This window comes from Haloarcula sp. Atlit-7R, assembly GCF_003666065.1.
Taxonomy (GTDB): Archaea; Halobacteriota; Halobacteria; order Halobacteriales; family Haloarculaceae; genus Haloarcula; species Haloarcula taiwanensis.
Window position 1 is genome coordinate 24,295 of the sequence record NZ_QXIK01000136.1, and the last position, 13,721, is coordinate 38,015.

General features: G+C 65.8%; 17 protein-coding genes. 5 read left to right on the forward strand and 12 right to left on the reverse strand.

Annotated elements, in window-relative coordinates:
• Positions 1 to 147 precede the first annotated feature (147 nt).
• Positions 148 to 2,154 carry a heme-binding protein gene (locus tag D3D01_RS23175; protein ID WP_121513895.1) on the reverse strand — a complete coding sequence of 669 codons (2,007 nt, stop codon included), beginning with the start codon at positions 2,152 to 2,154 and terminating at the stop codon, positions 148 to 150.
• 123 nt (positions 2,155 to 2,277) lie between these two features.
• Between D3D01_RS23175 and D3D01_RS23180 the strand changes: the two genes are divergently transcribed.
• Together D3D01_RS23180 and D3D01_RS23185 are read left to right on the forward strand one after the other, a co-directional pair.
• Positions 2,278 to 3,204: a S49 family peptidase gene (locus tag D3D01_RS23180; protein ID WP_121513896.1), complete on the forward strand. Its 927-nt coding sequence runs from the start codon at positions 2,278 to 2,280 to the stop codon at positions 3,202 to 3,204.
• A gap of 1 nt (position 3,205) precedes the next feature.
• Positions 3,206 to 4,282 (forward strand): DUF4350 domain-containing protein, encoded by a 1,077-nt coding sequence (locus tag D3D01_RS23185; protein WP_121513897.1) that lies wholly within the window; start codon positions 3,206 to 3,208, stop codon positions 4,280 to 4,282.
• A gap of 66 nt (positions 4,283 to 4,348) precedes the next feature.
• On the opposite strand, the gene D3D01_RS23190 is transcribed toward D3D01_RS23185, so the two are convergent.
• From D3D01_RS23190 to D3D01_RS23200, 3 genes are all read right to left on the reverse strand, one after another.
• Positions 4,349 to 4,666 carry a DUF5783 family protein gene (locus tag D3D01_RS23190; RefSeq protein WP_101349104.1) on the reverse strand — a complete coding sequence of 106 codons (318 nt, stop codon included), beginning with the start codon at positions 4,664 to 4,666 and terminating at the stop codon, positions 4,349 to 4,351.
• Between the two features lie 42 nt (positions 4,667 to 4,708).
• A complete protein-coding gene (locus tag D3D01_RS23195) occupies positions 4,709 to 4,942 on the reverse strand; it encodes a hypothetical protein (RefSeq protein ID WP_121513898.1) in 234 nt (77 codons plus the stop codon).
• Between the two features lie 95 nt (positions 4,943 to 5,037).
• A complete protein-coding gene (locus D3D01_RS23200) occupies positions 5,038 to 6,501 on the reverse strand; it encodes a DHH family phosphoesterase (RefSeq protein WP_121513899.1) in 1,464 nt (487 codons plus the stop codon).
• A 239-nt stretch (positions 6,502 to 6,740) separates the two neighbouring features.
• Here D3D01_RS23200 and D3D01_RS23205 point away from each other — a divergent pair, with 239 nt between their 5' ends.
• Positions 6,741 to 7,466, forward strand: a complete 726-nt coding sequence (locus tag D3D01_RS23205) for a PspA/IM30 family protein (RefSeq protein ID WP_121513900.1) — start codon at positions 6,741 to 6,743, stop codon at positions 7,464 to 7,466.
• Between the two features lie 16 nt (positions 7,467 to 7,482).
• Here D3D01_RS23205 and D3D01_RS23210 read toward each other — a convergent pair whose 3' ends face one another.
• The 6 genes from D3D01_RS23210 to D3D01_RS23235 all read right to left on the reverse strand — a co-directional run bounded on the left by D3D01_RS23210 (position 7,483) and on the right by D3D01_RS23235 (position 11,618).
• Entirely contained in the window at positions 7,483 to 8,271 is a 789-nt protein-coding gene (locus D3D01_RS23210; RefSeq protein ID WP_121513901.1) for a uroporphyrinogen-III synthase, read from the reverse strand.
• A complete protein-coding gene (gene cobA / locus D3D01_RS23215; protein WP_121513902.1) occupies positions 8,271 to 9,032 on the reverse strand; it encodes a uroporphyrinogen-III C-methyltransferase in 762 nt (253 codons plus the stop codon). The genes D3D01_RS23210 and cobA overlap by 1 nt, the downstream gene beginning before the upstream one ends.
• Positions 9,029 to 10,183 (reverse strand): hydroxymethylbilane synthase, encoded by a 1,155-nt coding sequence (gene hemC, locus D3D01_RS23220; protein WP_121513903.1) that lies wholly within the window; start codon positions 10,181 to 10,183, stop codon positions 9,029 to 9,031. The genes cobA and hemC overlap by 4 nt, the downstream gene beginning before the upstream one ends.
• Positions 10,184 to 10,239: 56 nt before the next feature.
• Positions 10,240 to 10,512 carry a hypothetical protein gene (locus D3D01_RS23225; protein ID WP_121513904.1) on the reverse strand — a complete coding sequence of 91 codons (273 nt, stop codon included), beginning with the start codon at positions 10,510 to 10,512 and terminating at the stop codon, positions 10,240 to 10,242.
• Positions 10,513 to 10,554: 42 nt separating this feature from the next.
• Entirely contained in the window at positions 10,555 to 11,100 is a 546-nt protein-coding gene (locus D3D01_RS23230; protein ID WP_121513905.1) for a CDP-2,3-bis-(O-geranylgeranyl)-sn-glycerol synthase, read from the reverse strand.
• A 143-nt stretch (positions 11,101 to 11,243) separates the two neighbouring features.
• A complete protein-coding gene (locus D3D01_RS23235) occupies positions 11,244 to 11,618 on the reverse strand; it encodes an iron-sulfur cluster biogenesis protein NfuA (protein WP_053966533.1) in 375 nt (124 codons plus the stop codon).
• A 145-nt stretch (positions 11,619 to 11,763) separates the two neighbouring features.
• Here D3D01_RS23235 and D3D01_RS23240 point away from each other — a divergent pair, with 145 nt between their 5' ends.
• Positions 11,764 to 12,288, forward strand: a complete 525-nt coding sequence (locus tag D3D01_RS23240) for a helix-turn-helix domain-containing protein (protein WP_121513906.1) — start codon at positions 11,764 to 11,766, stop codon at positions 12,286 to 12,288.
• A 28-nt stretch (positions 12,289 to 12,316) separates the two neighbouring features.
• Here the strand turns inward: D3D01_RS23240 and D3D01_RS23245 are convergent, their stop codons facing one another.
• Positions 12,317 to 12,790: a DUF6789 family protein gene (locus tag D3D01_RS23245; RefSeq protein ID WP_121513907.1), complete on the reverse strand. Its 474-nt coding sequence runs from the start codon at positions 12,788 to 12,790 to the stop codon at positions 12,317 to 12,319.
• 148 nt (positions 12,791 to 12,938) lie between these two features.
• Here D3D01_RS23245 and D3D01_RS23250 point away from each other — a divergent pair, with 148 nt between their 5' ends.
• On the forward strand, positions 12,939 to 13,511 hold the full coding sequence (locus D3D01_RS23250) for a peroxidase-related enzyme (RefSeq protein WP_121513908.1): 573 nt from the start codon (positions 12,939 to 12,941) through the stop codon (positions 13,509 to 13,511).
• A 27-nt stretch (positions 13,512 to 13,538) separates the two neighbouring features.
• Here the strand turns inward: D3D01_RS23250 and D3D01_RS23255 are convergent, their stop codons facing one another.
• Complete coding sequence (locus D3D01_RS23255) at positions 13,539 to 13,706, reverse strand: zinc ribbon domain-containing protein (RefSeq protein ID WP_121513909.1); 168 nt, start codon at positions 13,704 to 13,706, stop codon at positions 13,539 to 13,541.
• Positions 13,707 to 13,721 lie beyond the last annotated feature (15 nt).

The following is a 13,721-nucleotide window of genomic DNA, read 5'->3' on the forward strand; positions in this document are numbered from 1 at the left end:
GCTATTCTCTTGCCTTTCAGTCCAGGATAGCGCAGGCTATGCCAGGCAACGACTACGACGAGCGACCCGGGTCGAAAACGACGGTGGCGAACTACAGTTCTGGCGGCTTGTCGCCGAGTAGCGGAGAAGTGGACTGACGGCCGGTCGTCAGGCCAGGAACACGTGCCGCGGTCTGTCGGCCAGCACGTCACGGCCCCAGTCGACCGTCTCCGAGAAGTCGTCGGAGCGGAAGAAGGCCATCGCGTCCTCCTGTGAGTCCCACTGGCTGGCGATGAACATGTCGTTCTCGTCGTCGTGGTTGAACAGCAGCGAGGTCTCGCGGTGGCCGTCCATCTCTTCGAGCAGGCCGCCGACCGTGTCGAACTTCTCGACGAAGTCGTCGTGGAACTCGGGCTTGACCGTGTAGAACATCCCCATCGTCCCGAACCCGTCGCCCTCGCCGTGGCGGCCGACGACGCCGGGCAGGTCGGTGAGGTAGTCGCTGGCGGTCTGTGCGGCGTCCTCAGTGTCCCATAGCGATGCGACGGCCGAGAGGTTGCCGTCGGAATCGCCATACACTGTCGTCTGGACGTGGGTGTCGTAGCGGTCGAACGCGCTCCGGAGGTCCGCGACTTCCGCGTCGAGCGTTTCGGCGTCGGCTTCGGAGTACACCACGAGAGCGTACACGTCCTCACCGTGCGGTTGTCCGGCGTAGACGCCCGCCGATTCGAGCGTTTCGCGGATAGACTGCGATGACTCTGCGGTCTGGGCGTCACTGCCGTCCTCGGTCTCTTCGCTTGCGGCCCCTTCGCCGAGGGAGCCGCCGAGCTGTTCGTCAACGCCGTCGATGTCTTTCAGGAACCCGGCTGCCGTCTCGGCGGCGTCTTTCGCCGTCCAGATACTGACAACGTAGGTCTGCCCGCTGTCGGCGCGCACAGCCGTCCGGACGTGGCGGTCGTAGTGGTCGAAGTTACTCTCGAGGTCGGATACGTCGTCGACGATGTCCTCCGCATCGGCCGAGGAATGGAACACCAGCGCGTAGTCGCCGGCGTCATACGCGTCGCCCTCGTGCAGCCCCAGCCGGCCGAGTCGCTGTGCGGCGTCGTCTATCTCTTCGAAGTCGGCCGAAACGTCAGGCCGGCCGCCCGAGCTACTGCCGGAATCCGCGTCCTCGTCGGACGACTCCTCGGCGTGGGGGTGGTCACCTTCGCCGGCGCTTCCGGGATGGGTCCCGCCGTGGCTGTCGGTGTCTCCACCGGCGTGTACCCCCGTCTGTGCACCGCTTGCCGCTGGCTCTTCGCCGTGGCCGTGACTCGCGCCGGTGTCGGTGGGCACGTGCTCGTGTTCCGCAACATCCGCCGGCGTCTCCGGAACCGACTCGTCGTCGGTCGGCACCCGCTGGCCAGCCAGAACGGCCGGCAACTCGGACGGGTCGAACTTCCGGCCGACGTAGAAGGGACCAAACTCTGCGAACTGCGAGGTCGAGGGGTCGAAGCGCATCTCGGTCAGCAGTTCTTTGATGTGGCGCATGTCGTCGCTCCAGAGCGTGATGCCCCACTCCCAGTCGTCAAAGCCGATGGAGCCGGCTATCATCTGGCTCACCTCGCTGCCGTACCCGCGGCCGATATCGCCGTGCCGTTTGATGTGGGCCGCCCGCTCCTCAAAGGACGTATCGTACCAGTTCTGGTCGGGCTGGCGGCGCTTGCTCATCGGGTAGAAACAGACGAACTCCTCGTCAGGCACGTCGGGGTGGAGCCGAGCCTGAATGTACTGTGCCAGCCCGGAGTCGTCGTCGACCTCGCCCTCGAAGTACTCGCGGGACTTCTCGGTGTAGCCCGACGCCTCCGTCACGGAGACGTAGGAGAATTCCTGCTCAGTGAAGGCGGCGAACTCCGTCTGCTCGAAGTGCCGTTCGGCCGCGTCGAGGTCGCCCATCGTCGGCCGCAGGTGGAGGATCATGATGTCGGCCTTGTGGCCCATGACAGTGTACACTGCCGTCTGGCCCTCCTCGGCGTCTTCGACGGCTTCGTAGGCGTCGAGGAAGCCGATACCCTCAGAGAGCGCACGGTCGCGGACTCGCTGGGGGGCCTCGCGCCAGGCGTCCCAGTCGATGCTCCGGCAGTCGTGCAGCGCGTACCAGCCCTCTTCCGTGGCTGGCGGCTTTCGTTGGTCCATAGTCGCCGATTACAGGTCGACAGTAAGGAAACTTCCCATGTCGTTCCGGGATGGCGACTTCTGGGCCAGCAGTTCAGGCTATGCTTTTATTAGTCCGACGTGACAGCGAATCGATGTTGTCGTATGAACAACCCAATCGATAGACGGGTCGCGACTGCCCTCCAATCATATACGGTACTTGCGGTTATTGCCATTCTCATTGGTGCCGCCGTCGTACCGTATGCGGCGTCGGTCGCCGAGGGTGACGAACAGTACGTCGCTGTAGTGAATATCGACGAAACGATTTCCAGTTCTAGCTCACAGGACACGGTACAGCAGCTCCGTGAACTCCGCAGCAACGAGTCAGTTGAAGCGGTCGTCCTGCGGATATCGAGTCCCGGGGGAAGCGCCGCCTCCAGTGAGTCCATGTATCTGGCCGTCAAGCGGCTCGCAGCGGAGAAGCCGGTGTACACGAGCGTCGACCAGTACGCCGCCTCCGGCGCGTACTACACCGCGGTCCCGAGCGACCGCATCTACGTGACGCCGGCCAGCCTCGTCGGCCACGTCGGCGTCATCGGAACCGCACCGAGTGACGGACTGAGCCCCGCCGCCACTACTGGCCCCGACAAGGCCCATCGAGGGATGACACGGGACCAGTACTACGCCAGCCTCGAGTCGATGAAACGAGCCTTTGTCGGTGCGGTCATGACCGAACGCGGTGACAGGCTCAACGTCTCCCGAGAGACTGTCGCCGAAGCCTCGGCGTATCAGGGCGGTCGCGCGGTCCAGACCGGCTACGCAGATGAAGTCGGCGGACTCGAAGCCGCGATAGCCGGCGCAGCCGACGCTGCTGGCCTCTCGGAGTATCAGGTCGTGTACCACAACCCCGCGGACCCACAGGGGCTGTTCCTCCTCGCCGGCGGGAGTGAAGCCGGTGGGAACGCGACCGTCGTCGCCGAGGGCGCACCGTACACGTTCCGGGGCGTCGACACAGTCCACTTCCTCATGATATACGGCACGCCGGAGAATCAACAGGTCGTCTACAACAGTACCGCACAGGGAGGTGCCTGAAATGTCAGCCGATAGCTTACGTTCGAGTCCAGTCGTCCGAGCAGGGTTTTTTGCTGGGATACTCGTCCTGTCGGTGATTGTCGGCACCGTCGCGATTGGTGGCGGCGCACAATCAGCCCCCGATGTGTCCCAGGTGAACGCCCCGTCGTTCAACAGCGGCGAGTCCGTCGCAACGCCGGCAGACGAGAGCGGTGAACTCTCGATGTCGGCCGACGCGTCCGGGAAGGTCGTCGTTATCGATGTCGCTCACGCCGGTGATATCGACCGCGAAGCGCTCACGCCGCTCGTCTCGACCCTGACCGAGAACGGAGCGACGGTCCGCTACCACGTCGGTGAGCGACAGAGCGGGAGCCCACTCAACGAGTCCCTCCGCTCGGCTGACGCCCTCGTTGTTCTCGGCGCAGAACAGCGCTACACCAAGAGCGAACTGAACGGCCTCTCCGCGTTCAGCGATGCGGGCGGTCGCGTGCTCTTGCTAAACGAGCCGTCACAGGCGAGTCCCGCCGGCTTGGGACTGTTCGGCCCGATTCGGTCGGATAGCGTAACCAAGCCGATGGCCCCACTGGCGAGCCAGTACGGCCTCTCGTACGGGAACGGCTACCTGTACAATATGCACGAGTACGACACGAACTACCAGAACGTCTACGCGACGCCGACGGGCGAGACGGAACTCACCGAAGGCGTCGACCGAGCGGTCTTCTACGCCGCGATCCCCGTTCAGGGCGGTGACACCGCACTCACGACGACGGAACAGACAACGCTCTCGAAGACCCGGCGACAGGACACGTACGGCGTCGTTGCCCGCTCGGGGAACGTCGCCACCGTTGGTGATACGAGCGTGTTCACGCAGGAGTTCCTCTACCGGGCCGACAACGAGCAACTGGTCGGAAATCTGCTTGACTTCCTCGTCACAGGCGAAAAATCACCCGCAGACGCACCGCGGCCCCCAGAATCGGGTAATTCCGGACCTGGCGGCTCGCTCCCCGGTGCTGGAACAGGCAGCGGCGGTGTACTGCCGTCCGAACCGGATGCCACCCCAGCGCCCGACCCGAACGAGACTGTGATGTCCGACGAGTAAGACATCACCACGCGTTTTCGCTGGAAGTACTGGTAGACAGGTACCGCCAAACCGCGGCGACTGCAGTCAGTCGTCGAGATCGAACACGCGGTGCAGTTCGCGCTCGATCTCGTCGAGATATTCGGAAAGCACGGCGTCGAGTTTCTCGTCGTCGACGATGACCGCTGAGAGCCGCTCCGTCGGGTCCTCGGGTAGTTCGACGCTGAACTCGCCGTCATCATAAAACGGCTCCGACTCGTTGAGGATCTGCTGGTCGATAGCGTGGACCAGCTCAGAGTCGTACGTGTCGTTCATCCGCTCGAAGGCGTTCTTGTAGGCCTTCTGGAGCTCCGGGAAGTAGTTCGCGTACTTGTCTTCGAACTTCTCGGGATCGAACTCTGTCATTGCCAGAACGGTACGGGGCTGGGGATAAAGATGGCCCGATGTTCAGCGTTGTATCGTGCGTGCGTCCTTCCGGGGGAGATACATCGTGAGGTACGCGACGAAACAGATGCCGAAGATGCCACCGATGACGAGAAAGACGCGGATGTCCAGTCCGGCAATAGCTGCGATAATCTCCTGTAGCGTCGTCCGCGGGTTCGCAAACCCGAAGGTCTCAGTGTAAGCCAGCAGGCCGGCAACGACGACGAGCACGAGATCGAACAGGTCCCGAGAGTCCATCGTGGGGTGTTCGGAGAAGCGGACGTATAGCTTTTATTGCTGATACTGGTGACAGCGTCGTCAGTTTCACTACCGCGCGGTTTGATGCGTTTCGATTACGACACTTGGTTAGTGATAATCTCGTCGGCGGCCTCGATAAACGCCGACTCCTCCCCGGCCGGGATGGTCGCGCCCGCCGCGATGTCGTGCCCGCCCCCGTCACCACCGACGGACTGAGCGGCGTCGCGCATCACGACCGACAGGTCGACGCCCCGGCCCACCAGCGGGCCGGTCGCCCGAGATGACACTTTCGTCTCGTCTTCGTCAGTACTGGCAAACGCGATAATCGGCTTGTCCGAGTCGACGCCGTCGGTCCCCAGCGCCATCCCGGCGACGATGCCGACGATAGTCTCGCGGATAGCGTCGCCGGCGTCGAACCACTGGACCGAGCCGGCCTGCGTGACGCCACGCTCCTTGACGAGCGTGAGTCCCTCCGAGAGGTTCCGGCGGTGGTTCGACAGCAGCGTCCGCGCCCGTTCAAGTGGCGCATCGCGCTCGCCGAGACAGACCGCCAGTCCCACGTCTGCCCGCTCGTAGCGGGCCGTGGCGTTCAGGAGCGTCGAGAACTCGCTTGCGTCCCGGAGTTCCGTCCCGCGCGGTTCCGTGGTCAGCGTGTAAGTCGTGCCGATGAGCGTCTCGATCTTGTCTGCCGGGACGCCGCGCTCGACGGCACGCTGGACCAGCCCACTGGCGACAGTCTGGCGTTCGTCGTCAGAAAGGTCTGCCCACGTCCGCCAGTCACCGTCGGTCTTCAGGTCAACCCCGAGCCCCTCCAGGAACCGGGTCGCGCCGGCCTCGTCGTTCGAGATGCCCGGTATCGGCACTTCGGTTGCGTACTCAAGCAGCTTCGGCAACGGCCGGGTCTGTTTGCCGTACAACGAGAGATCGGTCCCCTCCTCCAGCACATCGGCGTCGACCCCCTCCTCGACGAGGCCGGCGTTGGCTCCGACGAGTTCGCCGCCGACGGCCTGCATGTCCCCGACCGCGCCGACGACCGCGAGCGCGGCGAGGTCGCGGTTGTCGGTGTCGTCGGCCGCGAGCGCGCGGGCGAGGACGTACGCCGCGCCCGCACCCGAGAGCTCAGACGCCCCGTTGATGCCTTCGAGGAGCGGATTCAGGTGAGTCTCGAAGTCGGCATAGCCGTCAGTACCGTCGACCGCATCGGGATGGCAGTCGCCCGGGTCGGACGGCTGGTGGTGGTCGGCGATGATTGCCTCGAAATCACCCGCGGCGACGTGCTCGGAGATGACGTCGAGCTGGCCCGAGCCGAAGTCGGTGAACAAGACGGTGTCGTACTCGCGGACCGCGATGCTCTCGATTTCGGCTGCATCGAGTTGCTTCTTGAACACAGTCTCGACGGAGATACCGGCCCGCGATAGCGCCGCGGTGGCGATGGCGGCGCTGGTCAGCCCGTCGGCGTCGATGTGGGACGCGAGCAGGACGCGCTCGGCCGCCCGGAGTCGGTCGGCACAGGCGGCCGCGCGATCAGCGAGCGCCGGAACGGGGCCGGTCGTAGTCATCGTACCGGAGATTGGTGCGCTCCGGCATAAAAACGTTCAGACGTGCGGTCGCTCGGTGGGGGCCGGCGCGACGGTCGAATCGCCGCGACTGTCTCCCGATTTCGCCGCGCAGTCGCGTATCGCACCGGGTGGCACCCTGTTATTATAACGGTGTCAATCATACGAGAGGACATGCACGCTGTCACAGCCGAGCCATGGTCGGGACCGATTCGAGCCGCAGGCGGTCGGGAGCGGGCGCGATGAGCCTGCTCCGGCGGTTCGCGTTCGCGGTCCGGGCCAAGCTCAACGCCCTGCTCAACCGCACGTCGGACCCGGCGGCGGAACTGGACTACTCCTACGAACAGATGCGGGACGAACTACAGGACGTGACCCGCGGCATCGCTGACGTGACGACCCAGAAGAAACGCCTGGAGATACACCGCCAGCGGCTGCGGTCCAACGTCGAGAAACACGACACGCAGGCCCGGGCCGCCCTGCAGGAGAGCCGTGAGGACCTCGCACGCCGGGCACTGGAAAAAAAGCAGGTCAACGTCAGCCAGATTTCGGAGCTGTCGGGACAGATAGACGACCTGCAGGAAACACAGGACCGGCTAGTCGGCAAGCGGGCCGAGCTCAGTAGCCAGATAGAGCAGTTCCGCACGAAGAAAGAGACCATGAAGGCCCGCTATCAGGCCGCCGAGGCGTCGGCGCGGGTCTCGGAGGCCTTTACCGGCGCTGGCGATACGATGGCCGACGTCCACCGCTCCATAGAGCGCGCGACGGAGCGCACCGAGCAGATGGAGGCCCGCGCGGCCGCGCTGGAGGAACTCGAAGCGAGCGGCGACCTCGAATCCGTGCTCGACGAGGGCGACTCCATCGACCAGGAACTCGACCGACTCTCCAGCGAGCGGGCCATCGAGAACGAACTGGCGACGCTCCGGACCGAGGTTGAGAGCCGAGAGGCCACCAGAGAAGCGGCGGAGTGAGCCGCACGCGGTCACGTTACTCGTGGTGTGTCGGAGCGGCCGCCTCGACGGTCTCGCAGGTCAGCGCCTCGAAATCGGCTTGCTCGGGGACGACGTCGACGGCGATGCCGGCGGCCTCGGCCGTCTCCCGCGTCGGCTCACCGATTGCGCCGACGGTCGCCTCGTTCAGTCCGTTGACGGCGGCCTCGCGGACCCCGCGCTCGGCGGCCGCATCGAGGAAGTGTTCGACGGTGAGCGAGGAGGTAAACAGCGCCGCGTCGAGGTCACCGCTTGCTGCCAGCTCCGCGGACTCGCCCGATTCCGGCGGCCGAACCAGTCGGTAAAGGACGGTCTCGTGGACGTACGCGCCGGCCGCCTCCAGCCCGTCGGTCAACACCGCCGAGCCGTGGTCCGAGCGGGCGACTTCGACTCTTGCGCCGGCCACCGCTCCGGACAGCGTTTCGACGAGCCCCGTCGAGGAGTACTCGGCGGGGATGATGTCGACGCCATAGCCAGCCTCGTGGAGCGCCGCGGCGGTCGACTCGCCGATGGCACATACCGTCATCTCGCCAGGGTCCCAGCCGGCTTCGGCGGCGAGTTCGACGCCGGTCTTGCTGGTCAGGACGACGTAGTCGGCGTCGGTACGCGGCGTGACCGGGCCGTCGTCGCCGTCACCGTCGATGTCGCCGGCCGCCGCTGGTTCGACCGCCAGCATCGGGTCCGGAACCGGGTCAGCACCGAGCGATTCGATGAGTTCGACCGCGTCGTCGAGGCGGTCGTCGGCGGGACGAAAGGCGGCCACGCGCAGGCGCGGTTCCTCGCGCATCAGTACCCCTCCAGGAACGCCACCACCCGCTCGCGCTCGCCGGCCACCTCGCCGATGACGGTGATGGCGGGCGGTTCGATGCCGGCCTCGTCACGGACCGAGACGATACTGTCGAGCGTCCCGGTGGCGACCTGCTGGTCGGGCCAGGTCGCGCGTTCGACCAGCGCGACGGGCGTGTCGGGGTCCATGCCAGCCTCGCGCAGGGCCTCGGTGTACTGGGGCAGTTTGCCGACGCCCATCAGGACGACCAGCGTGCCGCCGGTCGCGGCCAGGGCCTCCCAGTCGACGGCCGACTCCTCTTTCGTGGGGTCCTCGTGGCCGGTGACGAAGGAGACTGAGGAGGTGTAGTCCCGGTGCGTGACCGGGATGCCGGCGGCCTCGGGGCCGGCGATGGCGCTCGTGATGCCGGGGACGACCTCGACCGGGATGTCGTTCTCCGCGAGGTGGGCCAGTTCCTCGCCGCCGCGGCCAAAGACCGTCGGGTCGCCGCCCTTCAGTCGGACAACAGTGTTTCCCTCCTCTGCAAGTTCGACCAGTCGGGCGTTGGTGTACTCCTGCGGTGTCCACTCGCCGCCGGCGCGTTTGCCCACGTCTTCGCGCTTCTCCTCAGGAATCATCCCGATGATTTCGGGGCCGGGGAGCTTGTCGTGCAACACCACGTCGGCTTCCTCCAGCAGGCGTTTTGCCTTGACCGTCAGCAGGTCCGGGTCGCCGGGACCGGAGCCAACGAGGTACACTTTGCCGGGTGCAGCGTCCGTCATTCCTCGTCGTCCTCCCGCGCCGTTGAAGCGTCATCGTCCGCGCCCGTCGAGTCCCGCTTGGCCTCGGCGATGAGGTCGTCAGCGCCCTGTTCAGCGAGTTCCGCTGCGAGGTCCTGTGCCGCGTCGATGTGGTACTCAGCCGGGATGTCACGACCGACCGACACCTCCTCTGTGCCGTCCTGTGAGAGGACGCGAACTCGTGTGTGGATGACACCGCCCTCCAGGTGGGCGTGGATACCGATTGGCGCGACACAGCCACCGCCGAGTTCTTCGAGAATCGTCCGCTCGACGGTCGTCTCGACGCGCGTCTGGGGGTCGTCCAGTCGGTCCTTGATGTCCAGCGCGAGGTCGCCGTCGACGGCGGTTACCGCCAGCGCGCCCTGGCCCGGAGCCGGCACGAACCGGTCGGGGTCGAGGTCTGACATCCCGACGTAGCGCGTGAGGCCGGCCCGGTGGAGCCCCGCCTTCGCCAGCACGATGGCGTCGTATTCGGTGTCCGGGTCCCGCTCCATCGCCCGCCGTTCGAATTCAGTGAGGTCGTCGAACCACTCCTCGACCGTGCGGTCGTAGGGGTGTTCTTCTTCCTCGTCGGTGTCGGGATCGCCGGCGTTGCCCTTCCGCTCCTGTTCGGCCTCGTGGCGCTCCTGGTGTTCCCGCTGGAGCGACGGGGCCAGCAGTTTGGCGATGCGCGTGTCGACGTTGCCCCGGAGCGGCTCGACGGTGAGGTCCTCGCGCTCGGCGAGCAACTGCGCCTTGCGTCGCAGGCTCGACGTGCCGACGGTCGCACCCTCCGGCAGGTCATCGAGCGAGCGGCCGTCGGGCGTCACCAGTACGTCTTCGGCAGCGGCCCGCTCGGGGACCGCCGCGACGACGAGGCGGTCGGGCCGCTCGGTGGGCATGTCCTTCATCGAGTGGACCGCCGCGTCGAGTTCGCCCTCCAGTACCTTCTCGTCGAGGCTGCGGACGAACGCGCCGGTCTTGCCGAGCCGGTGGATGAGTTCGTCCCGTATCTGGTCGCCCGTCGTCTCCACCTCAACGAGTTCGACCGACAGCCGGCGACTGCTCAGCGAATCCCGAACTGTCGCCGCCTGCCGCAACGCGAGGTCCGAGCCCCGCGTCGCCAGTTGCAGTGTCTCCCCGCGTGTTGTCATACCCGACACTCCACGGTCGGCGCGTAAAAACGCACTTCTTCGTCAGTTCGGTGGGGTTAGGCAGTCCGCTCGGTGAGGAACGTCTCAGTGAGGAACTTCGAGACGAATCCCGCGAGAAACGTCGTCGCGCCCCCGGCGACGAGGGCGAAGTCTATCAGTCGTTCGAGCGTGTCGACGGGGCCGACGCTCACCGTGAGCACCAGGTACGCGTGCAGAAGGACGTACATGACCGGCAGGAAAATCGCGGTACAGAGCAGGCCGGCGGCCGTCGCGCGTCGGACGGTCGGCGGGGCGCGGCTGACGACTGGGAGGGAATTGGTCAGGGCCATCACGAGTGATGTCGTGCGCTGGCACGTAGGTCTACGGGTCGCCTACCACGGCTCGTTTTTCAGCCCGAGCAGGTAGGCGATGCCGTTGGTGACGACGTGTAACACCGGCGTCGCGACGACGACGACGACGAGCACCGGGAGGGGAAAGGTCGCGGTGAACCACGGCGGGGCGGCCACGAAGGCACAGAGCAACGCCCCGACGACGAAATCCAACTGGTCCAGACCGGGGAACGCGGCCCCGCGTTCCCGGCCCGTGCGGCGCTTGAGGAAGGACGCGCCGATGTCCCCGAGCATCGCGCCGAAGGCGAGGCCCAGTCCCGCGCGGAACGGAAACGCCGGCAGGTCCGTTCCCAGCGCGGCGCTCACGGCGGGCCCGACCTGAGTGAGGCCGAGCGCGAGGGCCGTTCCCGCGGCGGTGCCGACGAGTGTCCCGCGCCAGGTCTTGCCGTCGCCCAGCACTCGCCGCCCGCCCCACGTTCGGCCACCGTCTATCGGTCTGCCGCCACCGGCGAGCACCGCGGCGTTGTTCGGGATATACGCCGGCAACATCGCCCACAGCGCCCAGACGACCGTGTCGACCGTCTCCATATCCCCGCTGTCTGCCGCCGTCGTCTTAATCTGTGTGACTCGCTGCGATGGGGTTGGCGAGAGTGGCCACAGACTCTGGGACTTACGCGGGCACGCCGACACCCGTTGCTGGTCACGAGTCTAAAAAAGATCGAGAACTGGCCTCAGAACGGCGCTTCGGGGCCTTCGTCATCGTCGCCGCCAACGTCGCCGCCGCGGGACTCGCCGGGGAAGGACGGACTCATGCCGCCGCTCCCGCCGGACATCCCTTCCTGCTGTTCCATCCCAGTTCGGGCGGTGACCTCGTTGATCTCCGGGATCTCCTTGGTCATGCGCGTCTTGATGGCCTGAATGGTCATCGGCGAGATGCCACAGCCGGAACAGGCGCCGCCGAGGCGGATGGTGACGCTGCCTTCCTCGCGGTCGATTTCCTCGATGGCCGCGCTCCCGCCGTGCATCTGGATCTGGGGGAAGTTGCGGCGCAGGAAGTTCGTGATTCGCTCGCGCAGGTCGTTGGCGTCCTCTGTGTCAGTGCTCATAGTGACTCGTATTCGGTCCCGGGAGGGCTTAGACCTTTGGACTAACATCTATATCACGAGGGGGAAACCACGGCCCGCAGGCACCCGCCCGTAGTTACCCTGACCATACCTGAAGCTTCTACCGACGGGGCGAGTAGCCCATCGCATGACACCCCCCGCTGAGGGACCGCGGCTGTTCGAGTGTGCGACCTGCGGTAGCGTCGGCATCGGCGACAATCGTCCGGAGTGCTGTGGCGAGCCGATGGCAGCGACCGAGACAGAGGCGGCAGCAGTCAGCAAGCCGTCGCTCGAAACCCTGCTCAAGACCGTCTTCGATATGTCCGGCACCGAACTGGACATCTGCCTCTGCGTGATGGAAGGCGGGGAGCTGACCGTGGCGGAGTTGGCCGAGCAGATCGGCTACGACCGGAGCGTCGTCGCGCGGCATCTCAACCATCTTGCCGACCTCGGTGTCGTTGAGAAGCGCCGACGGATTAGGACGGAGGGCGGGCACGTGTACGTTTATACGCCACAGCCGCCTGAAGTCGTGCGAGAGCGGCTCCGCGAGGAGTTCCTGTCGTGGGTTCGGCTGGCAACGGCACAGCTGGACGACCTGCAGCGTGAGAAGGTCGAAGCGATAGCCGACGCCGAAACCGGCGAGAAACAGTGGACCGTGTTTCAGGAGCAGTAGCGGCGACCGCGACGGCTCAGGTTGGGCCTCAGATGCGGTCCATGGTCGCGGCGTAAACGACCGCGAGGACACCGCCGTAGACGACGTGCCACAGCAGCGACGGCGGCGCGAAGTTCGGGAACGGCGGCGAGGCCGGCGAGCCGACTGCACCGAGCCAGACTGGCATCAGAAGCGCGGCGAAGAGCGCCCAGGTGGCGACGCCCCAGCCGACGCCGAGTCCGAGCAGTTTACCGGACGATTCCAGACCGAGGACCCTCGCTAGCCCGGCGAACAGCACGCCCATCACAGCCCCGTGCGAGAGGTGGACGACGAGACCAGCGGCCGGGCTCGGCGGCGGCGCGAGGCCGTACAGGGACGGGATTGCGACGGCGAGCGTCGGGGGATTCATCACCAGTATCAGCGCCCCCATGACGGCGCTCCCGGCGATGCCGCCGAGCACGCCGGCTTTCCAGTTGCCGGTACCGAGATCGTACGTTTGCGTCGTTTCTGTCGTCGTTGACATGCATCTGACTCGTCGTGTCGTCTGACAAAAGAGCCAGCGTGGCTGTTCGACCTTGTGCCACGGCCCCGCAAGAGCTATACACCAGCTCTCACCGGCCATGGCCTGACAGGCAACTAACTTTCAAGCCGAGGCCGGACGGACAGGTGGTATGGCAGACTCCGATACAGTGATGAGACGGTTCGATACCCCGGACATCGACGACCTCCCCGAAGACCTGCAGGACCGCATCAAGGAGGAGACCGACCGCGCCGGCTTCACACCGAACATCTTCCCAGCGATGGCGTACCGTCCCTCGCATTTCCGGGCCTTTTTTGCGTACCACGACGCGCTGGTCGAGGAGACTGAGCTGGAACGCGAGGAAGTCGAGATGATAATCGTCGCCGTCAGCGGCGTCAACGACTGCCTCTACTGTATCGTCGCCCACGGTGCGCTCCTGCGGATTTACGCCGACGCGCCCAAGCTCGCCGAGCAGGTCGCCGCGAACCACCGGACGGCCGAGATTAACGAGACCCACAAGGCGATGCTTGACTTCGCGGTGAAACTGACCGAGTCGCCCGCCCGTATCGAGGAAGCGGACCTCGAACGGCTAGAGGAACACGGCTACAGCCGCCGCGCCATCTGGGACATCGGCAGCGTTGCCGCCTTCTTTAACCTCTCGAACCGCCTCGCACAGCTCGCCGACATCCGCCCGAACGACGAGTTCTACAATCTGGGCCGCTGATGCGGCCAGCGTGCTGACCGCCTGCTCTCACGCCGCCTCGGCCGGCCGCACCGTTCCAGCGCCACACTCCGGACAGGTCAGGTCCTCGACCGTCGCCGCACGCTGTGCGAACTCGGTCCCGCAGTCATCACAGCGGAACCTGTAGTGTCGTTCTCCGGAGCCGAATAGCTCGGAAACCGTGTCAAGCACACCCATACTAGTACACTCAGC